Genomic DNA, 20,835 nt, shown 5'->3' on the forward strand with positions numbered 1-20,835 from the left:
TTTTCTAGGTCATGCGGCGGCTTTCAGCGTTTCGAGAACGTTTTGCGGGGATGAGACGCCATACGGGTCGGCCTCGCAGTTGTCGGAGAAACCTTCCTCCTCGAACCAGTGCTCCACCACGCCATTGTTGATCAGGGCGGCGTAGCGCCATGAGCGCATCCCGAATCCGAGATTGTCCTTGGCAACCAGCATGCCCATCTTGCGTGTGAACTCGCCTGAGCCATCGGGGATGAGCTCGACCTGCTTCAGGCCCAAGGACTTCCCCCACGCATTCATGACGAAGGCGTCGTTGACTGAGAGGCAGTAAATCGCGTCAATTCCCTGCTTCTCAAACTCATCATAGAGCTCTTCGAACTTGGGCAATTGGTAGGTCGAGCAGGTCGGCGTGAAGGCGCCAGGCAGCGAGAACAGGATGACGCGCTTGCCGGCAAAGTAGTCGTCAGATGTCTTTTCTTCCCAGCGATATGGATTTGGCCCCTCGACCGACTTATCGTGAACACGCGTGAGAAAGGTGACGAAGGGAACTTTCTTTTTAACTGTCATCAAGTTGCTCCTAAAGAAGACTGCGCTGAATTCTGGCAGAGGCTGGCGCAATACCGGGCAAAGGCTCGTATGCCCGGCACGGAATGAGGGCCTCGCGCTCGCAACCTCCTTTTTCCCTCCCGACCATGGGAACGTCTTGGCGGTGTGTTGGCCACCGAACGCAATCGATCTGAGCGATCTGGACACCGTCGAGCCGGTGCTTTCCACGGCTATGGCGCCGGAAGCGGGATCGGTCACTAGCGATCGTGCGTTTCGAAAAAGGATAGCGGCCGGAAGGAGCCAATATCGCAAGCATATCGGGGCCTGAAATGTCTTCATGCAACACACCCGCGTCACAGGACTCCGAGTCACTGGACTGGTTCAGCGTGTTGTGGATATGTGGCAGTGACCCGCCGGCCTTGGCTTGGGTGACCCTTTGACAAGGCTTTTCGGCACTCACATGCTGAACAGAACCGGCAAACCGCATTTGCGCGCGCGGCCCGTGTTGGCGCGCCGGCATCGGACCAGCCATGCGCAAAGCGTCCACCCAGAACGGACTTCCGGAGGAGACGATGCCCCGATGTTCAGCTGGAAGGGGCACCGTCTCCTCAGGCCACGGTCTGGAGCTTCGCGTGTCGGGCATGGTGCAAGTCGCTTTCATCGTGATTTGATGGTGCTCTAACCAGGAGCAGCAAGCGGCGTGCCATTTGGAATAAAGGGGCTGTTGGACCGCCCCTCCTTCTCGGAGGCCGTGTCTTAGAAGATGCCGGGCGCGCGCTATAACCGCCTCGTGACACAGGCAACAACGATGCTGTATGGTGCGGATATTCGGCCCTTCAGCCCCGGCTGGGCAAAGACGAACAGGAAGCCGAGCCGATGCATTCCTGAGGCTGGAGGGCACTCCAGTCATTGCGTAACATGTGGAGCTAGCGTTCATGGGTGCGCCGGCACGGCTATCGCGAACATGCGCCTGTCGCAGCGACCATGAGCGGGGGGCTCTTGGGCAAGCGGCCCCGAGAGGATCGAATTCCCCAATCGTGTCTGTTTGCCGCCCTCTTATGTTCGAAACTGGACCAGAATGTCGCAAGCCCGACCTAAAGGTCGCCGAGGCGTTCTGTCCGACACTGTTCCGTCGCCTTTGTTGGCCCGCGACACCGGCCTATTCGCCTAGCTCTTCTCTGGCCTTAGGCTAAGCCCCTAGAAGCACCACAGATTTTTTTCTTCGGTCGGCCAAATTGGCACGATTTTTGAAGCCTCTTCGTTGCGGGCCGGGAGCCGCCAACCGACTTTCATTTCGTGGATGGCACGAATGGAGCGAAGAAAGAAAAGCAAAATGTCAAATCCGCGTCGGATAGCGTCTATGGGCATGGGGTCCCCGGCGAAACCGCCCCTACCCAACAGCTCGCCGCTCTTGTCGACCCTTGCGCAGGAAATCTTGGCTGGCGGCGGCTCAAAGGCCCACCACACCGGTTTATCCTGAAATCGATGGTGCAGGATAAAGTTCTGCATCTCGCCGCGCGGTGTGCCTAGACAGTTACACGTTGGCCGATGTTGATAATCGGTCTGCCTTCGGACGACGTCCTCTACATGCCGTCTTAGGTCTTCGCTGCCGCAGCACCCGCCGGTCACCTTCCGCCCTTCCATCGGTATAGAGTGAAGTGCCAGCATGTCCGAACAACCTTTGCCGACGCTGCCGATGTGGCGCGTCGATCACATTGAGCCCTCGCCCGAGATGTTGGCGCTACGGGCCAACGGTCCGATCCACCACGTGCGCTTCCCGTCCGGGCACGAAGGCTGGTGGGTCACAGGCTATGACGAGGCCAAGGCGGTGTTGACCGACGCGGCGTTCCGGCCCGCGGGAATGCCGCCGGCCGCATTCACCCCGGATTCGGTGATTCTCGGTTCGCCAGGATGGCTGGTCTCGCACGAGGGGGGCGAGCATACGCGGCTACGCACGATCGTGGCGCCGGCCTTCAGCAACGGCAGGGTGAAGCAGCTCGCGCATCAGGTGGAGGCGATCGCCGCGCAGTTGTTCGAGACGCTGGCGGCCCAGCCCCAGCCCGCCGATCTGCGGCGCCACCTCTCCTTTCCGCTTCCTGCGATGGTCATTGGCGCGCTGATGGGCGTGCTCTACGAGGATCACGCCTTTTTTGCAGGGCTGTCCGACGAGGTGATGACGCACCAGCATGAAAGCGGGCCGCGAAGCGCGTCGCGCTTGGCCTGGGAAGAACTCCGCGCCTACATTCGCGGCAAGATGCGGGACAAGCGCCAGGATCCGGGCGACAACGTGCTGACGGATCTGCTCGCGGCGGTCGACCAGGGCAAGGCGACCGAGGAAGAGGCGATCGGCCTGGCGGCAGGCATGCTGGTGGCGGGGCACGAGAGCACCGTGGCACAGATCGAATTTGGCCTGCTGGCCATGTTCCGCCATCCGCAACAGCGCGAACGCCTGGTGGGCGATCCATCCCTGGTGGACAAGGCCGTGGAGGAAATCCTGCGCATGTACCCGCCGGGCGCCGGCTGGGACGGCATCATGCGCTATCCGAGGACCGACGTGACCCTCGCGGGCGTGCATGTTCCCGCGGACAGCAAGGTGCTGGTCGGCCTGCCGGCGACGTCGTTCGATCCGCGCTATTTCGACGACCCGGAAATCTTCGACATCGGACGTGACGAAAACCCGCACCTGGCGTTCTCCTACGGACCCCACAACTGCGTCGGCTTGGCGCTGGCCAGGCTGGAACTCAAGGCGGTGTTCGGTTCGATCTTCCAGCGCTTTCCCGCGCTGCGCCTGGCCGTGGCGCCCGAAGAACTGAAGTTGCGCAAGGAGATCATCACTGGCGGGTTCGAGGAGTTCCCGGTGCTCTGGTGATGCGCGGACGCCACGAGGAATCGCGATGTCCTCGAATTGCCCGCGCGACTGCCGCGCGCCGATCAGATCAGCCAACCAACAGGTGACCAAGATGGACGTGCAAGAAACCACGGCAGCATGCCGGGACGCCTTCGCCGAACTGGCGTCGCCAGCGTGCATTCAGGACCCGTACCCATTCATGCGGTGGTTGCGCGAGCACGATCCGGTACATCGCGCGGCGTCGGGCCTCTTTCTGTTGAGCCGCCACGCCGACATCTACTGGGCGCTCAAGGCCACGGGCGATGCTTTTCGGGGGCCGGCGCCAGGCGAACTGGCGCGCTATTTCCCGCGTGCGGCGACCAGCCTGTCGCTAAGTCTGCTGGCGTCCACTTTGGCGATGAAGGAACCTCCAACGCATACGCGTCTGCGCCGGCTGATCTCGCGCGATTTCACCATCGGCCAGATCGACAAGCTGAGGCCGGCCATCGCTCGCATTGTCGCAGCGCGCCTGGACGGCATGGCGCCCGCACTGGAGCGCGGGGAGGCAGTGGACCTGCATCAGGAATTCGCGCTGGCCTTGCCCATGCTGGTTTTCGGCGAACTGTTCGGCATGCCCCCGGACGACATTCTCGGGCTCGTCACCGGCATCAGCGCCATTCTGGAAGGCCTGAGCCCGCACGCCAGCGATCCCCAGCTCGCCGCGGCGGACTCGGCCAGCGCCAGGGTTCAGGCCTACTTCGGCGACCTCATACAGCGCAAGCGCTCCGATTCCAGCCACGACATCGTGTCAATGCTGGTCGGCGCACACGACGGCGATGCCGAGATGCTGTCGGATACGGAATTGATCAGCATGCTCTGGGGCATGTTGCTGGGCGGCTTCGCCACCACTGCCGCGGCCATCGGCCATGCTGTCCTGGCGATGCTGGCGTATCCCGAACAGCGGCACTGGCTGAAAGGAGATGCCATGGGGGTAAAGGCATTCGTCGAAGAAGCCCTGCGCTTCGACGCGCCCGCCATGTTCAGCTCCATTCCGCGTATCGCCCAGCGCGACATCGAACTGGGCGGCGTGGTGATCCCGAAGAACGCGGACGTGCGCGTTCTGATCGCGGCCGGCAATCGCGACCCGGACGCCTTCGCCGATCCGGACCGCTTCGATCCCGTGCGGTTCTACGGCACCAGTCCTGGCATTTCGATCGACGGGAAGATCATGCTGGCCTTCGGCCACGGCATCCACTTCTGCCTTGGTGCGCAACTGGCCCGGGTGCAGTTGGCCGAGAGCCTGCCGCGGATCCAGGCGCGCTTCCCCACGCTGGCATTGGCCGAGCAGCCGACCCGGGAGCCCTCCGCGTTCCTTAGGACGTTCCGCGCGCTGCCGGTGCGGCTGCATCGGCAGGAGGGCTGAGATGCGCGTCGTGGTCGATCAGGATCTGTGCGGAACTACCGGGCAGTGCGTACTGACGCTGCCGGGCACCTTTCGCCAGCGCGAACCGGACGGCGTGGCCGAAGTGTGCGTGGCGATGGTCCCGCAGGCGCTGCACGCCGCCGTGCGGCTTGTGGCCAACCAGTGCCCGGTCGCCGCCATTCGGGTGATCGAAAGCGACGCCGGCCATGACGAGCGCGCCAGCGCCGACCCTGCGCCTTCTCCGGCGCAGGCCGAGCGCGGCATGCCGCGAAAGAACAATGCAATTCAGGAGGCACGATGGGACGGTTTGAAGGCAAGGTGGCCGTGGTGACCGGCGCCGGCGCCGGCATCGGCAAGGCATGCGCTCTCGCCATCGCGCGCGGGGGCGGCAGAGTGGTGGTGGCCGACATTGATGGCTCGGCGGCCATCGCCTGCACCGCGCAGATCGCGGCCGATGCAGGCCACGCGCTGCCCATAGCCATGGATATCGCCGATGACCAGGCGGTGGCAGCGCTGTTCGAGGCGGCGGAGCGGCACTTCGGGGGGGTCGACCTGCTGGTGAACAATGCGAGCGCCATGCATCTGACCCCGCGCGACCGCGCGATCCTCGACCTGGACCTGGCAGTCTGGGACCAGACCATGGCGACCAATCTGCGCGGCACGCTGCTCTGCTGCCGGCAGGCCATCCCACGAATGATCGCCCGCGGCGGTGGCGCGATCGTCAACATGTCATCGTGCCAAGGGCTCAGCGGTGACACGGCGCAGACGTCCTACGGCGCGTCGAAGGCGGCGATGAACATGCTCTCGGCTTCGCTCGCCACCCAGTACGGTCATGCGCAGATCCGCTGCAACGCGGTTGCGCCGGGTCTTATCATGACCGAGCGTCTCCTCGCCAAGCTGGACGAGTGCATGCAACGGCATCTGCGCCGGCACCAGCTCCTGCCGCGCGTCGGCCGCCCCGAGGACGTGGCCGCACTCGTGGCGTTCCTGCTCTCCGCCGATGCTGCGTTCATCACCGGCCAGGTCGTGTGCATCGATGGCGGCATGCTGGCGCATGTGCCGACATACGCCGACGGCGGCAACAGCTGCGCCGCGCGCCCTGTCGGCGACACCGAATCGGCGGCGGCGGCGCGCTGCTGATGGACATGCTGCTCAACCCGCTCAACCGTCGGCACCGGCTGCGGTGCGACATCCCGGTCATGCCTGGCGCTTTCCCCCTGGTCGGGCATCTTCCCGCCATTGTCTGCGACCTGCCGCGCCTGCTGCAGCGAGCAGAACGGACCCTGGGCAGCCACTTCTGGCTGGATTTCGGCCCTGCCGGACATCTGATGACCTGTGTGGATCCGGACGCTTTCTCACTGCTCAAGCACAAGGACGTGTCCTCGGCGCTGATCGAAGAGATCGCGCCCGAATTGCTTGGCGGAACGTTGGTTGCCCTGGACGGCGGCGCGCACCGGCAGGCGCGCGATGCCATCAAGGCAGCGTTCTTGCCCAAGGGGCTGAGCCAGGCCGGGATCGGCGACCTGTTCGCGCCGGTCATCCACGCGCGGGTGCAGGCGTGGCGCGCCCGCGGCGAGGTAACGATCCTGCGCGAGACCGGCGACCTGATGCTGAAGCTCATCTTCAGCCTCATGGGAATCCCCGCGCAGGACCTGCCGGGATGGCATCGCAAGTACCGGCAATTGCTGCAGTTGATCATCGCGCCACCGGTTGACCTGCCCGGATTGCCTTTGCGGCGCGGCCGCTCCGCCCGCGACTGGATCGACGCGCAGTTGCGCCGGTTCGTCCGCGATGCACGCGCGCATGCCGCGCGCACCGGGTTCATCAACGACATGGTGAGCGCTTTTGACAGCAGCGACGGTCCGCTCTCCGATGACGTCCTGGTCGCGAATATTCGCTTGCTGCTGCTTGCCGGTCACGACACCACTGCCTCGACGATGGCCTGGATCGTGATCGAGCTGGCGCGGCAGCCTGTGCTGTGGGACGCCCTGGTCGAGGAGGCGCAACGCGTGGGCGCGGTGCCGACCCGGCACGCGGACCTGGCGCAGTGTCCGGTCGCCGAGGCGCTGTTCCGCGAGACACTGCGCCTGCATCCGGCGACCACGCTCCTGCCGCGTCGCGCGCTGCAGGAATTGCAACTCGGCCAACGGCGCATTCCCGCGGGCACCCACCTATGCATCCCGCTGCTGCATTTCTCGACCTCGGCGCTGCTGCACGAGGCGCCTGATCAGTTCCGCCTGGCGCGGTGGCTGCTACGCACAGAACCGATCCGGCCCGTGGACATGCTGCAGTTCGGTACCGGCCCACACGTCTGCATCGGCTACCACCTGGTATGGCTGGAAATGGTGCAGTTCTGCATCGCCTTGGCGCTGATCATGCACAAGGCCGGGGTGCGGCCGCAGTTGCTGAGCGACGTCGAAAAAGGCCGGCGCTATTACCCGACCGCACATCCGTCCATGGCAATCCGCATAGGCTTCTCATGAGCTGCCGTCGCACGCCCTGTGTGGCAAGGCAGCGGCGCCGGCGGGGCGCGGCATTGCTGCACTCAGCGCACGCACTCGTGTGACGACTTGCGCTCGCCGTGGCCGTCTCAGCTACAAGGACATGAACAACATGCAAACCGGTTCCACAATACACGATGACCGAACTGGCGTTTCCGCATTCGGCGGGTTGGGCGCGCAGGCGCGTGGCGCATCCGGCGGGCTGCTCCCGGAGATCTGGATGCAGGACGGCGCAAAGCGGGTCGAACAGGCGCTGGCGCGTCTGCTCTGCGCCGAAGACGACGGTAAGACAGAGCTGATGGCAGCCATGCGCTACGCCACCTTGCATGGCGGGAAGCGCACCAGAGCCTTGCTCTGTCTGGCTGCCGGCGCACTGGCGGGCACGCCGGCGCACATGCTCGACGACGTCGGCGCCGCCATCGAGATGATGCACGCCTGTACCCTGGTCCACGACGACCTGCCCGCGATGGACGACGACGTGCTTCGCCGCGGCCTTCCGACCGTGCACGTAAAGTTCGGCGAAGCCACTGCGATCCTGGTCGGCGATGCGCTGCAGGCCCACGCCTTCCTGACCCTGGCGAGCCTGGATGCGCCGGGCGACAATCGTATAGCGCTCGTGCGCGAACTGGCGCATGCGGTGTCCGCCGAGGGTGCCGCAGGCGGGCAGGCCATGGATCTGTCGCTGGTCGGAAAGCACGCCGGGCTGGACAAGATCCTGGCGATGCACCGGATGAAAACCGGAGCGCTAGTGCGCGCGTCGGTTCGCATGGGCGCGCTATACTCCATCGCGGAGGATGCCGCGCACGCTGCGCTGTACAGTGCGCTCGATCGCTACACCGCCTGTTATGGCCTGGCGTTGCAGGTTGCCGACGACATTCTCGACGCGACGGCGGATACCGCGACTCTTGGGAAGACCCCCGGTAAGGACGCGGCGGCGCAGAAGCCGACCTGCGCGTCAATCATGGGGCTGCAGGCTGCGCGCCAGTTCGCCCTGTACTTGTTGCACGACGCCGGGGAGGCCATCGCCCCTCTGGGGCCGCGTGCGGAAGGGTTGGCGCAGATGCTGCAGCGGGCCAACGTCTATCTGTCCGCGCCATACGCATGAGCGCGCCCATCCGTAAGGACTCGCCCCTGTGCTGGTGCGATCGGCCGGCGGGCGCTGCATGCTGCACTGTGTCCGTGTCGGCGGCGACGTGCGCGACGTCTGCCCGTTTCTGTTCTCATCAGAAGGAACATCCCGCGTGAACGCGCTGTCCGAACAGATCCTTTCCGAAATGCGCCACCTGCTGAGCGAGATGAGCGACGGCGGCAGCGTCGGTCCGTCCGTCTACGACACGGCGCGAGCTCTGCAGTTCCACGGCAACGTCACGGGTCGGCAGGACGCATACGCGTGGCTCATCGCGCAGCAACAGGCCGATGGCGGATGGGGAAGTGCGGACTTCCCGCTGTTTCGCCATGCGCCCACGTGGGCGGCGTTGCTGGCATTGCAGCGTGCCGACCCTCTTCCCGGCGCTGCCGACGCAGTCCAGGCTGCAACCCGGTTCCTCGAGCGCCAGCCCGATCCCTACGCGCATGCGGTGCCGGAAGACGCGTCCATCGGCGCGGAGCTGATCCTGCCGCAGTTGTGCGGGCAGGCCGCATCCTTGCTGGGCGGCTTGGCGTTTCCGCGCCACCCGGCGCTGTTGCCGTTGCGGCAAGCACGCCTGGTCAAGCTGGGGGCTGTGGCGACGTTGCCGAGCGGCCATCCGTTGCTGCACTCCTGGGAAGCCTGGGGGACGTCGCCGGCCACCGCATGCCCGGACGACGACGGCAGCATCGGCATCAGTCCGGCGGCCACCGCCGCGTGGCGTGCGCAAGCCGTGACACAGGGAAGAACGCCGCAGGTAGGGCGCGCCGACGGGTATCTGCAGGCGGCATCGCAGGCGACGCGCACCGGCATCGAAGGTGTCGTTCCCAATGTCTGGCCGATCAATGTGTTCGAGCCATGCTGGTCGCTGTACACCCTGCATCTGGCCGGCCTGTTCGCACATCCCGCGCTCGCCGAGGCAGTGCAAGTGATCGTCGCGCAGCTCCACGCCCGCCTGGGCGTACGTGGTCTGGGCCCGGCCTTGCACTTCGCGGCCGATGCGGATGACACCGCCGTTGCGATATGCGTCCTTCGCCTTGCAGGCCGCGACCCGGGGGGCGATGCGTTGCGCCATTTCGAAGTCGGCGAGCTGTTCGTCACCTTCCCCGGCGAGCGCAATGCCTCGGTGTCGACCAACATCCATGCCCTGCATGCGTTGCGAATGTTGGGAAAGCCGGCCGCCGGCACCTGCGCCTACGTCGAGGCCAATCGCAACCCGCACGGTCTATGGGACAACGAAAAATGGCACGTTTCGTGGCTGTATCCAACCGCGCATGCGGTCGCTGCGCTCGCGCAAGGCAACCCCCAGTGGCGCGACGAGCGCGCGCTGGCGGGGCTGCTGAAGGCGCAGCGCGACGACGGCGGCTGGGGCGCTGGTCGCGCGTCCACATTCGAGGAAACCGCCTATGCGCTGTTCGCGTTGCACGTGATGGACGGGAGCGAAGAGCCGACCCGGCGCCGGGGCATCGCGCAGGCGGTGGCGCGGGCGCTGAAGTGGATGCTCGCCCGCCACGCGGCGCATTCACTGCCCCAGACGCCGCTGTGGATCGGCAAGGAACTGTATTGCCCCACCCGGGTGGTGCGCGTGGCCGAACTCGCCGGGTTGTGGCTGGCGCTTCGTTGGGGGCGGCGCGTCTCGGCCGAGGGAGCAGGAGCCGGGCCATGATCCCGACCGATCGCGCGCAGCAGCAGGTGCTAGAGTGGGGGCGTTCCCTGACCGGGTTCGCCGACGAGCATGCCGTGGAAGCAGTCCGGGGCGGCCAGTACATCCTGCAGCGCATCCAGCCGAGCCTGCGCGACACCAGCGCCCGCACCGGCCGCGATCCGCTGGACGAAACGCTGATCGTGGCGTTCTATCGCGAACTGGCGCTGCTGTTCTGGCTGGACGATTGCAACGACCTTGACCTGATCGCGCCGGAGCAGCTCGCCGCGGTGGAGCAGGCGCTGGGGCAGGGCGTGGCGTGCGCGCTACCAGGATTCGAGGGCTGTGCTGTGCTGCGCGCTTCGCTCGCCGCGCTCGCCTACGATCGTCGCGACTATGCCCAGCTTCTCGAGGATACCCAGTGCTACTGCGCGGCGCTGCGCGCCGGACACGCGCAGGCGGCAGGGGAGGAGCGCTGGTCCTTCGCCGAGTACTTGCAGAACGGCGTGGATTCGATCGCCTACACGAACGTGTTCTGTTGCCTGTCGTTGCTGTGGGGGCTGGACATGGCGACCTTGCGCGCGCGTCCGGCGTTTCGCCAGGCCCTGCGGCTCATATCCGCAATAGGGCGCTTGCAGAACGATCTGCATGGACGCGAAAAGGATAGGTCGGCCGGCGAGGCCAACAACGCGGCGATCCTGCTGCTGCAGCGCTATCCGGCCATGCCTGTCGTGGAGTTCCTCAAGGACGAGCTGGCCGGCCACACACGCATGCTGCACCGGGTGATGGCGCAAGAACGCTTTCCCCGGCCGTGGGGACCGCTGATCGAAGCCATGGCGGCCATCCGCGTGCAGTACTACCAGACCTCAAACAGTCGCTACCGCAGCGACCCTGCGGGGGCAGCCCAGCGTGCGCCGGCCTGAACGAGCGGAAAACGGCGGCGTGCGCGCGCTGCCGTCGGTCCGACCCGACGCAACGCCGTCGCCCGATGACGCGGATGGAGCGAGCATCAGCGACACCAAGTTGAGCCGGCGCAAGGACGACCATCTGGACATAGTGCTAAATCGGCGAACGGCACGGGCCAAGGCCGCCGGCTGGGAGTACATCCGTTTCGAACACTGCGCATTGCCCGAGTTGGATCTGACGCAGATCGACCTGAGCGCCTCGCTGCTGGGCAAGACCATGCGCGCGCCTCTGCTGATCAGCTCCATGACTGGGGGCATGCCACGCGCCGAGGCCATCAACCGGCATCTGAGCGAGGCAGCGCAAGCCTTGGGGATCGCCATGTGCGTCGGTTCGCAGCGCGTGAGCCTGCAATCCCGCAACTCCCAGGGGCTGACGCGCGCGTTGCGCCGCCTGGCCCCAGACGTTCCCTTGCTGGCCAATATCGGCGCCGCGCAACTGCGCGAGGCCGACGGCCTGGACCTCGCGCGCCGGGCGGTGGATGCACTAGAGGCCGATGGACTCATTGTCCATCTCAATTCGCTGCAGGAAGCGGTACAGCCGGAGGGCGACCGCGACTGGCGCGGCGTCCTGGCCCAGATCGCTCGCGCCGCACGTAGCGTCGGCGTGCCGATCGTGGCCAAGGAAGTGGGGTCGGGCCTCTCTGCCTCGGTGGCTTGTGCGCTCGTTCAGGCGGGCGTGGCGGTGATCGATGTCGCCGGCGCCGGCGGCACCAGTTGGGCCGCGGTGGAGGGCGAGCGGGCCCCCGATGCCGCCGACCGTACAGTTGCGATGGCGTTCGCCGATTGGGGGATCCCGACCCCGGCCAGCGTGCAGGCGGTACGTCGGGCGCTGCCAGCGGTGAAGCTGATCGCGTCGGGCGGGGTCAGCGACGGCGTCGACGTGGCCAAGGCTATCCGCCTAGGCGCGGACATCGCCGGGCAGGCGGCCGGCGTGCTGCGCGCGGCTACGGTATCCACCGAGGCCGTTGTCGCGCATTTCGAGATCGTCATCCGCCAGTTGGCCATCGCCTGCTTCTGCACCGGCTCGGCTGATCTGGCGGCGCTGCGTCAGGCCCGCTTATTGCCCTCGGCGCATCTGCCCGCCGGTTGATGCCGGCGTAGCCCGCACGGGGCGGCGGGCGCCTAGCCTTACTGAGCCAGATGCGGATGTGGAGGGAGTCGCGCTGGTCGCGGGCTTGTTTGGTGCTGCTTCATGATCAGGGGGGCGCCCGCCATGCCCGAACGCACAGCGGAGAGTAAAGCGGTATTCGACGACTATGTCGATGCTTGATCCAGGATGGTCGGTCACGCCGACGGAGCTGAGCCTTCGAAAGGTCGAAACAAGGTGCGCCGGGAGACCGGCAGGGTTGGTGTAAATCAACTGCAATGAAGGAGTAGCGGTCCAAATTGACTCCCGAGTGAAGCGCGGTCGGCCGTGGGAGACTTCTCTGGGGTCAAAAACGGGTTATTAGGCTGGAGCAGTTCTTCAGCATGCTCTGAGACAAAGCGATGGCGGTGGAATGGAGGTTACGATCGAGGGCTGGAACGAATTGCCGGTAAGGTCCGGATAATGGGAGAGCCTGTTCTACGGCGACATCGGTTGTCGATCTGCGATAGTAGAAGATCATGGCCGCGCTGCAAAGGAACGCGGTCCTGAATCATCAGGCGTTGACCCAGGCCTTCTTCGCCGGATTTGCCCGGATTGCCATACTTTCCGGCAGGTCAAGGACTTCGCGACACGCCGGATCCGAACGTCTTCGGCGCCATTGAGCTTAATCCCCGATGGATGCTGTGACAGGAATGCCATCAAGGGACGGTCGGTGCCTTCTCGCTGCTGAAGGAAATTGGTCCCGATGGAGTTGATGTAACCGACGGCGCGGCTAGGAAGCATCTGCCCTACCGGGAGGCGGCGAAGGTGTGGCGATTTCCTGCCCACTGGCCTTGACGGACAAAGTATCATGATGATACCTAGGCGCATGTGATTCACCCCGTCTCCCTAGGAGCGCCGTGCTCCGGAAAGGAGGTGATGAGCATGAGCAGGAAGACGATTACGATTGGCCGCAGTGCGGTTTCGGGTCGGTTCACGACGGTTACGACTGCCGTTCGCAAGCCGAACACGCATATCGTGACGCACATCAAGAAGTGATAAATAGGGCGCCCTTACCTCCCAGGGCGCCCTTTTTATCGTGGAGATTTTTTACCAGATCACAAATTTTTAGCGCAAGGGACTCTTTTAAAATGTATCATAGTGATATACCTAAGGTGAAACCAAGCGGGCATGGGGGCGTTGTAGTCCGTGGTTGTGATTGGCCGAAGGGGCAAGCAACGGACGAAATACGCGCGATTGCGCGTTCGAAAGCGCTTACGATTTCCTATAAGCGCCACGCGATCGAACGTATGGCCGAACGAAACATCATCATGGGTGACGTTTTGTACGTCCTCAAAAATGGCTTTGTGCATATGGAGCCCATGGAGAGTACGCGACCGGCGTACAAAAAATATGCGATGGAAGGTCTCTGTCCCAACGGCAATAGCCGCACTCTGAGAGTGATAGTCATTCCTGAGAAGACCGGCACCTTCCTAAAAATTGTCAGTGTTATGTGGGTTGACGAGCCGTCTACCCGCGCAGGTACGTTGAATGGAGAATGCGATGAATAGCCACCACTACACCGAATGCGGACTTAAGAACGTTTTCATTAGCGGTCTTGATTTCGTGAACGACGATGAAGGTGACGAAATCATCACCATCCCGGCTGTCAATGAACTTCATCGTGTAATCGCTCTTGGCATAGTCTCACACGAGCATGGGATTAGCCCTGACGAGCTCCGTTTTCTGAGAACAGAAATGGGGTATACTCAAGCTGAGCTTGCTGTGCTTGTTCACCACGACAAGCAGTCAGTGGGACGATGGGAGCGGGGCGAGTTTGTGATCGATGGGTCGGCGGAGACAATCATCCGGCGTTTGGCGATTGAAAAACTCGATCTAGCTTCCGGAGCTGGTATGGATGAGCTGTCGCGTCGGAGTGTGCACACACTGAAGCCGCAACCGATCCAAATTCAGCACAGCAATGACGACGGATACCAGCTTCTAGCAGCCGCTTAGACCAAGCCATGGGTGGTCGTCCCTCCCGCACGAGTGGGAGGGACGACCACCTGGCCTTTGCCAGCCTTGATCAGCGGCCATGCGCTTTCGTGCTTCTAGTTCCAATCGCGTCGATGTCGTCCCATCCAGCTTTTAGGCCTGTCCGGACGTCACCACTTTAACGCGATAAGGCATCCGGCAGCTGAAATCGCTCATCTCTTTCGTGTTCATAGGGACACCGTCGGGCGCATTGCGCCGAGGTCAAAATAGCCATTTCGCTGAATGTTCGCAGTTGGCCGTTTTCGGGCGACGTACGCACCTGGCCGGCCCAGTCGGTAGAAACGCCGGGTGCACGGTGGCAGTAGCAGCTGCTCTTCGAGGAACGCCGTTCGCTCTGAGGCGCTAAAGATATCTTTGCATATCATGATTTCCATATTTGATACGTGAACAGATCATAAAGCTTTGACTTGCTCCGCTGGATAAGATACCCCTGCGTATCATTTGGCATTGGAATGAATCATCTGCGTATCGTTATGGACTCTGAATCGGAAATTCTGCGCGAAATCGGTGGGCTTTTCAGGAAGGCGAGGCTGGCCGCCGCCATGACGCAGGAGCAGGTTGCTGACTTGGCGGGTATATCCCGTCCCCGCTATCGCGACATCGAAAAGGGAGCCGCAGCGGCGCGTGCGACGACCCTCATGAATATCGCTCGCGCGCTCGGTCTGGAAATGATGCTGGTTCCGCAAGTCATGGTGCCGGCTGTCCAGGCTCTATTGCGTCCACATGATGATGACGATCGACCCGCCTTTGTTTCTCAACCTGACGATGACGATCATGGCTCCAGTCTTTCGCGCACCTAAGACGATCCCGTCGCTGGACGTGCTCTTGAACGCAGCGAAAATCGGCACAATCGTCAGGACGCCGGGCGATTTCAATGCATTCAACTTCGATGAGGCCTACCGCGCGACGGGCGGCTTTCCGGTTCTCAGCCTGTCGTTCCGGGCAGCGACGGGAGGATTGCGGAAAGATCCGAAGCCTCTGGCAAGCGCCTTGCCCGCATTCTTCGCGAACCTCCTGCCGGAGGAGAAATTGCGCGAGGCGATGGAAAGGCACCACGAAGGCAATGTGCGGCCAGGCAATGATTTCGACCTTTTAGCGGCGCTGGGCGCCGATCTGCCGGGAGCCGTACGGGCGTTGCCCAGTGACGGAGCGATAGCGGTTTCACAGGACGCTTCAAAGGATCAGCCCAAGGCACGGTTCTCGCTTGCCGGCGTGCAGATGAAGCTGTCGGTCATGAAGAACATTGGAAAAGGCGGCGGCCTTACCTTGCCGATGGACGACGAGCAGGGCCGGTACATCGCCAAGTTCCCTTCGACGGCGTTTCCGGGCGTTTCCGAGAACGAATTCGCCAACCTGGCGCTGGCAGCAGCAATCGGCATGGAGGTTCCTGAACGCGAACTTGTCGAGAAGTCCGATTTTGAGGATATTCCCGAAGAATTCAACACGCTGTCAGAGGGCAAGGTCCTTCTCGTCAAACGCTTCGATCGCGGCGCTGAGGGCGAGAGGATACACATCGAGGATTTCGCTCAGGTCTTCGGTGTCTACCCCTCGCGCAAATATGAGGGGGCTGCTTATCACGACATAGCCTTGGCTCTTGGCGTGGCCGTCTCGCCTACGGCGGCTCTCGAATTCGTCCGCCGCCTGGCACTGACCGTCATCACCGGCAATGGCGACATGCACCTGAAGAACTGGTCTTTGATCTATCCCGATAGCGGCGACAAGCCGGCGCTTGCACCAATCTACGACCTCCTGTCCACCGTGCCATATATTCCCGCCGACGCCATGGCGCTGTCGCTTGGAGGAGAGCGCTCGTTTAAGGCGCTAGCAGCACCGCGATGGAAAGCATTTGCGAACCGTGCACGGCTTCCGGAGCCAGCAGTCCTGAAGGCAGTGGTCGAGACGGTCAAACTCGTCAACGAGTACTGGTGGCATCTGCCTGAGCGCGACGTTGTCGCAGCGAAAGTGCTCGAGCGGATCGACGAACATGTGAAGGCGATGACGACGGTACTGAACTCCTGCGCCGAGAAGTAAACCGAGTCCCTCGGGTTGATATAGCGGAACTATTCGCCCGTGCCCCGGATGAGTGGCCGTGGATCGGTGGCATGCTAGGATCGCGCGCAAAGTCGGCGGAGTGTCCACTTGGAAACGCGTTGAGCAAGCACGTCAGCTCGCGGGCACAGAAGAGTTCGCAGCATCCCGCAGAGGGTCGAGATGCTGTTCGTCCACCTCAATACAACGATGCGGTTCAACCGAATGCGGTGACTGAGGATCGCGATCCGACGCTTTGTGTCGCCAATGTCGCGTCCGCTACACGGGCCGTTCCGACGATCCTTTCTTGGAACTCAAGCTAAACCCCTGAAAAGCAACCATGAAATTATTCTTCGGTTGGATCAGCCAAATTGGCATGAGTCTTGAGATCCTTAGGTGCGAGGCGGCTAGAGCTGCCCGACCGGCATTCAAGTCGCGGCAGCCGCGATGAATGGGAACGAAGGAAGGAAAGCTACATGTCAGGTTTGCGTCAGATCGCCTTTTACGGCAAGGGCGGCATCGGCAAGTCCACCACCTCCCAAAATACGCTCGCCGCCCTGGTCGACCTCGGGCAGAGAATCCTCATCGTCGGCTGCGACCCCAAAGCCGACTCCACCCGCCTGATCCTCAACGCGAAGGCGCAGGATACGGTCCTGCATCTCGCGGCAGAGGAAGGTTCGGTGGAAGACCTGGAACTCGCGGACGTGCTCAAGGTCGGCTACAAAGGCATCAAATGCGTGGAGTCGGGCGGACCCGAGCCAGGTGTCGGCTGCGCCGGCCGCGGCGTGATCACCTCGATCAACTTCCTCGAGGAGAACGGCGCCTACGACGATGTCGACTATGTCTCCTACGACGTGCTCGGGGATGTGGTGTGTGGCGGTTTCGCGATGCCGATCCGCGAGAACAAGGCCCAGGAAATCTACATCGTCATGTCCGGCGAGATGATGGCGCTCTATGCCGCCAACAACATCGCCAAGGGCATCCTGAAATACGCCCATTCGGGCGGCGTGCGGCTCGGGGGCCTGATCTGCAACGAGCGCCAAACTGACCGCGAACTCGACCTCGCCGAGGCGCTTGCTTCCAGGCTCAATTCCAAACTTATCCACTTCGTGCCGCGCGACAACATCGTCCAGCACGCCGAGCTCAGGAAGATGTCTGTGATCCAGTATGCGCCGGACTCCAAGCAGGCCGGCGAATACAGGGCGCTGGCCGAGAAGATCCATGGGAATTCGGGCCAGGGCACCATCCCGACCCCGATCACCATGGAGGAGCTCGAGGACATGCTGCTCGACTTCGGCATCATGAAGACGGACGAGCAGATGCTCGCCGAGCTTCAGGTCAAGGAAGCGGCTAAGGCGGCCGCACAGTAGCGACCACTGCCGACATAAGGCGCCGCCTGACCTGGTGCGTCTTTCAAAGAACGGCCCTCGTCGGTGAGGCGTCACCCTGAACCTTGAAAGGGGTCCCATGAGCCTGGAATACGAGAATGACGGTGGCCTCCATGCGAGGCTTATCGAGGAAGTGCTGTCGCAATATCCTGACAAATCGGCGAAGCGGCGCAGAAAGCACCTCAGCGTGGCAAAGAGCGGCGACGAGGCTGGCGAGGAAAGCGAGGTCCTTTCCGAATGCGAGGTCAAATCGAACATCAAGTCCATCCCCGGCGTGATGACGATTCGCGGCTGCGCCTATGCCGGCTCGAAAGGCGTGGTGTGGGGTCCGGTCAAGGATATGGTCCATATCTCGCACGGCCCGGTCGGCTGCGGGCAATATTCCTGGTCTCAACGCCGAAACTACTACGTCGGCACGACCGGCATCGACACGTTCGTCACCATGCAGTTCACCTCCGATTTCCAGGAGAAGGACATTGTTTTCGGCGGCGACAAGAAGCTGGAACGGATCATCGACGAGATCGAGGAACTGTTTCCGCTGAACAAGGGCATAACTGTGCAATCCGAATGCCCGATCGGGCTGATTGGCGACGACACCGAAGCTGTGTCCCGCAACAAGGCCAAGGAGCACGGAAAGACAATCGTGCCGGTGCGCTGCGAGGGCTTCCGCGGCGTCTCGCAATCCCTTGGCCACCACATCGCCAACGACGCGATCCGCGACTGGGTGTTCGAGAAGAAGGACGTCGAGTTCGAGGCCGGCCCGTACGATGTCAATGTGATCGGCGACTATAATATCGGCGGCGACGCCTGGGCTTCGCGCATCCTGCTCGAGGAGATGGGCCTGCGCGTGGTCGGCAACTGGTCGGGCGACGCTACCCTGGTCGAAATAGAGCGGGCGCCAAAGGCGAAGCTCAATCTCATCCATTGCTACAGGTCGATGAACTACATCTGCCGGCACATGGAGGAAAAGTATGGCATCGCCTGGATGGAGTACAATTTCTTCGGCCCCTCCCAGACCGAAGCCTCTCTGCGCAAGATAGCCAAGCACTTCGGGCCGGAAATCGAGGCCAAGGCCGAGGCGGTCATCGCCAAATACCGGCCGCTGGTCGAAGGGGTCATAGCCAAGTACCGGCCGCGCCTCGAAGGCAGGACGGTGATGCTCTATGTCGGCGGGCTGCGCCCCCGTCACGTCGTCACCGCATATGAGGACCTGGGCATGGTGATCGTCGGCACTGGCTATGAATTTGGCCATAACGACGACTATCAGCGCACCGGCCACTACGTGAAAAAGGGCACGCTGATCTATGACGACGTAACTGGTTACGAGCTGGAGAAGTTCATCGAGGGGATCCGTCCTGATCTCGTGGGCTCCGGCATCAAAGAAAAGTACCCGGTCCAGAAGATGGGCATACCGTTCCGTCAAATGCATTCCTGGGATTATTCCGGCCCGTATCATGGCTACGACGGGTTCGCCATCTTCGCGCGCGATATGGACCTGGCCATCAACAACCCGGTCTGGAACCTCTACGACGCCCCCTGGAAGAAAAAAGCCGAGCCGTCGGCGGCGATCGCAGCCGAATGAAACCCTGGCCTCCCGGAAGCCGGGAGGCCGCGAACGCCTGTGGCCGCTTGTCCGCGGGAGACCTGAAAAACGTTTCGACGTCCCTGTGCCGCCGTATGGCGGGCCAGATGGAAAGAGGTAACCACCCATGCCGCAGTCGGCTGAAAAAGTTCTCGACCACGCGCCCCTGTTCCGCGAGCCGGAATACAGGCAGATGCTCGCCGAGAAGAGGCTGAATTTCGAATGTTTTCACCCGGACCAGATCGTTACCGACCAAGGCGAATTCACCAAGACGTGGGAATACCGCGAAAAGAACCTTGCTCGCCAAGCGCTTGTCGTGAACCCCGCCAAGGCCTGCCAGCCGCTCGGCGCGGTGTTCGCGGCCGCAGGCTTCGAGCGAACCATGTCCTTCGTCCACGGCAGCCAGGGCTGCGTCGCCTATTACCGCTCGCACCTGTCGCGCCATTTCAAGGAGCCTGCTTCGGCGGTTTCCTCCTCGATGACCGAGGACGCGGCAGTGTTCGGCGGCCTTAAGAACCTGGTCGACGGGCTCGCCAACACGTACCAACTCTACGACCCGAAGATGATCGCCGTCTCGACCACTTGTATGGCGGAGGTCATTGGCGATGACCTGCACAGCTTCATCGAGAACGCCAAGGACGAAGGCTCGGTCCCGCGCGACTTCGACGTCCCCTTCGCCCATACGCCGGCCTTCGTCGGCAGTCATGTCGATGGCTACGACGTCACGCTCAAGGGGATTTTGGAGCATTTCTGGAAAGGCGAGGAGCGAACGGAAGCCGAGGGGACCATCAACGTCATTCCGGGCTTCGACGGATTCTGTGTTGGCAACAACCGGGAACTCAAGCGCCTGCTCGACCTGATAGGCGTGTCCTATACCTTGATCCAAGACGCCTCTGACCAGTTCGACACGCCGTCCGACGGCGAATACCGGATGTATGACGGCGGCACGAAGATCGAAGACGTGAGGAAGGCGCTCAACGCCGAGGCGACGCTGTCGCTGCAGCATTACAACAGCCGAAAAACGCTAGAGTATTGCGAGGGGGTGGGGCAGGCGACGGCCTCGTTCCATTACCCGCTCGGTGTAAAGGCGACTGACGACTTCCTGATGGAGGTTTCCGCGATTTCCGGCAAGCAAATCCCCGAGGCAATCCGCCTCGAGCGCGGCCGACTTGTCGACGCCATGGCGGACAGCCAATCCTGGCTGCACGGTAAGAAATACGCCATTTACGGCGATCCGGACTTTGTCTACGCCATGGCCCGCTTCATCATGGAGACGGGCGGCGAGCCGACCCATTGCCTCGCCACCAACGGCACGTCGGCATGGGAAGCGGAGTTGAAGGAACTGCTTGCATCATCGCCCTTCGGCAAGGATGCTCAAGTCTGGGCGGGCAAGGACCTCTGGGCGATGCGCTCGCTGCTCTTCACCGAGCCGGTGGACCTGCTGATCGGCAACTCCTATGGCAAGTATCTGGAGCGCGACACGGGCACGCCGCTGATCCGGCTGACGTTTCCGATCTTCGATCGCCACCATCACCATCGGTTTGCGCTGATGGGCTACCAAGGCGGGTTGCGCGTGCTGACGACGATCCTCGACAAGATCTTCGACAAGCTCGATCGCGAGACAAGCGAGACGGGCGTGACGGACTATTCATATGACCTCACCCGCTAAGCTTGACGGTCGGCTTTGGCCGGTCGTCTTCCCGAGGGACT

18 protein-coding genes are annotated in these 20,835 nt (G+C 62.9%); 16 read left to right on the forward strand and 2 right to left on the reverse strand.

Features of this window, described 5'->3' with window-relative positions; all coding sequences use genetic code 11:
• Positions 1–9: 9 nt before the first annotated feature.
• Positions 10–543 (reverse strand): peroxiredoxin, encoded by a 534-nt coding sequence (locus AC3EMP_RS08695; protein WP_352712721.1) that lies wholly within the window; start codon positions 541–543, stop codon positions 10–12.
• Positions 544–1,719: 1,176 nt separating this feature from the next.
• Entirely contained in the window at positions 1,720–2,031 is a 312-nt protein-coding gene (locus tag AC3EMP_RS08700; RefSeq protein WP_352712686.1) for a hypothetical protein, read from the reverse strand.
• Positions 2,032–2,188: 157 nt separating this feature from the next.
• Between AC3EMP_RS08700 and AC3EMP_RS08705 the strand changes: the two genes are divergently transcribed.
• The 16 genes from AC3EMP_RS08705 to nifK all read left to right on the forward strand — a co-directional run bounded on the left by AC3EMP_RS08705 (position 2,189) and on the right by nifK (position 20,794).
• Positions 2,189–3,391: a cytochrome P450 gene (locus tag AC3EMP_RS08705; RefSeq protein WP_352712684.1), complete on the forward strand. Its 1,203-nt coding sequence runs from the start codon at positions 2,189–2,191 to the stop codon at positions 3,389–3,391.
• A 91-nt stretch (positions 3,392–3,482) separates the two neighbouring features.
• Positions 3,483–4,772: a cytochrome P450 gene (locus tag AC3EMP_RS08710; RefSeq protein WP_352712682.1), complete on the forward strand. Its 1,290-nt coding sequence runs from the start codon at positions 3,483–3,485 to the stop codon at positions 4,770–4,772.
• Between the two features lies 1 nt (position 4,773).
• Positions 4,774–5,103 carry a ferredoxin gene (locus tag AC3EMP_RS08715; protein WP_488362106.1) on the forward strand — a complete coding sequence of 110 codons (330 nt, stop codon included), beginning with the start codon at positions 4,774–4,776 and terminating at the stop codon, positions 5,101–5,103.
• Positions 5,070–5,912 (forward strand): glucose 1-dehydrogenase, encoded by an 843-nt coding sequence (locus AC3EMP_RS08720; RefSeq protein WP_031196842.1) that lies wholly within the window; start codon positions 5,070–5,072, stop codon positions 5,910–5,912. The genes AC3EMP_RS08715 and AC3EMP_RS08720 overlap by 34 nt, the downstream gene beginning before the upstream one ends.
• Positions 5,912–7,255, forward strand: a complete 1,344-nt coding sequence (locus tag AC3EMP_RS08725) for a cytochrome P450 (protein WP_352712681.1) — start codon at positions 5,912–5,914, stop codon at positions 7,253–7,255. The genes AC3EMP_RS08720 and AC3EMP_RS08725 overlap by 1 nt, the downstream gene beginning before the upstream one ends.
• A gap of 130 nt (positions 7,256–7,385) precedes the next feature.
• Positions 7,386–8,378 (forward strand): polyprenyl synthetase family protein, encoded by a 993-nt coding sequence (locus AC3EMP_RS08730; RefSeq protein ID WP_352712680.1) that lies wholly within the window; start codon positions 7,386–7,388, stop codon positions 8,376–8,378.
• 136 nt (positions 8,379–8,514) lie between these two features.
• Positions 8,515–10,065 (forward strand): hypothetical protein, encoded by a 1,551-nt coding sequence (locus AC3EMP_RS08735; RefSeq protein WP_352712678.1) that lies wholly within the window; start codon positions 8,515–8,517, stop codon positions 10,063–10,065.
• Positions 10,062–10,964 carry a terpene synthase family protein gene (locus tag AC3EMP_RS08740; RefSeq protein ID WP_352712676.1) on the forward strand — a complete coding sequence of 301 codons (903 nt, stop codon included), beginning with the start codon at positions 10,062–10,064 and terminating at the stop codon, positions 10,962–10,964. Before AC3EMP_RS08735 ends, AC3EMP_RS08740 begins: the two co-directional genes overlap by 4 nt.
• A gap of 28 nt (positions 10,965–10,992) precedes the next feature.
• A complete protein-coding gene (gene fni, locus AC3EMP_RS08745) occupies positions 10,993–12,096 on the forward strand; it encodes a type 2 isopentenyl-diphosphate Delta-isomerase (RefSeq protein ID WP_488362156.1) in 1,104 nt (367 codons plus the stop codon).
• A gap of 1,127 nt (positions 12,097–13,223) precedes the next feature.
• Positions 13,224–13,643, forward strand: a complete 420-nt coding sequence (locus AC3EMP_RS08750; protein WP_084013556.1) for a DUF4258 domain-containing protein — start codon at positions 13,224–13,226, stop codon at positions 13,641–13,643.
• Positions 13,636–14,088, forward strand: a complete 453-nt coding sequence (locus tag AC3EMP_RS08755; protein ID WP_023706400.1) for a helix-turn-helix domain-containing protein — start codon at positions 13,636–13,638, stop codon at positions 14,086–14,088. Before AC3EMP_RS08750 ends, AC3EMP_RS08755 begins: the two co-directional genes overlap by 8 nt.
• Positions 14,089–14,579: 491 nt before the next feature.
• Positions 14,580–14,927 carry a helix-turn-helix domain-containing protein gene (locus tag AC3EMP_RS08760; protein ID WP_156936469.1) on the forward strand — a complete coding sequence of 116 codons (348 nt, stop codon included), beginning with the start codon at positions 14,580–14,582 and terminating at the stop codon, positions 14,925–14,927.
• Positions 14,902–16,158: a type II toxin-antitoxin system HipA family toxin gene (locus AC3EMP_RS08765; RefSeq protein ID WP_352712675.1), complete on the forward strand. Its 1,257-nt coding sequence runs from the start codon at positions 14,902–14,904 to the stop codon at positions 16,156–16,158. Before AC3EMP_RS08760 ends, AC3EMP_RS08765 begins: the two co-directional genes overlap by 26 nt.
• Positions 16,159–16,631: 473 nt before the next feature.
• Positions 16,632–17,525 (forward strand): nitrogenase iron protein, encoded by an 894-nt coding sequence (gene nifH, locus AC3EMP_RS08770; RefSeq protein WP_023706403.1) that lies wholly within the window; start codon positions 16,632–16,634, stop codon positions 17,523–17,525.
• Positions 17,526–17,622: 97 nt separating this feature from the next.
• Positions 17,623–19,125 carry a nitrogenase molybdenum-iron protein alpha chain gene (nifD, locus tag AC3EMP_RS08775; protein WP_352463353.1) on the forward strand — a complete coding sequence of 501 codons (1,503 nt, stop codon included), beginning with the start codon at positions 17,623–17,625 and terminating at the stop codon, positions 19,123–19,125.
• Between the two features lie 127 nt (positions 19,126–19,252).
• Complete coding sequence (nifK, locus tag AC3EMP_RS08780) at positions 19,253–20,794, forward strand: nitrogenase molybdenum-iron protein subunit beta (RefSeq protein ID WP_352463352.1); 1,542 nt, start codon at positions 19,253–19,255, stop codon at positions 20,792–20,794.
• The last annotated feature ends 41 nt before the right edge of the window (positions 20,795–20,835 follow it).

This window comes from Mesorhizobium sp. P160219 (genome assembly GCF_057786095.1).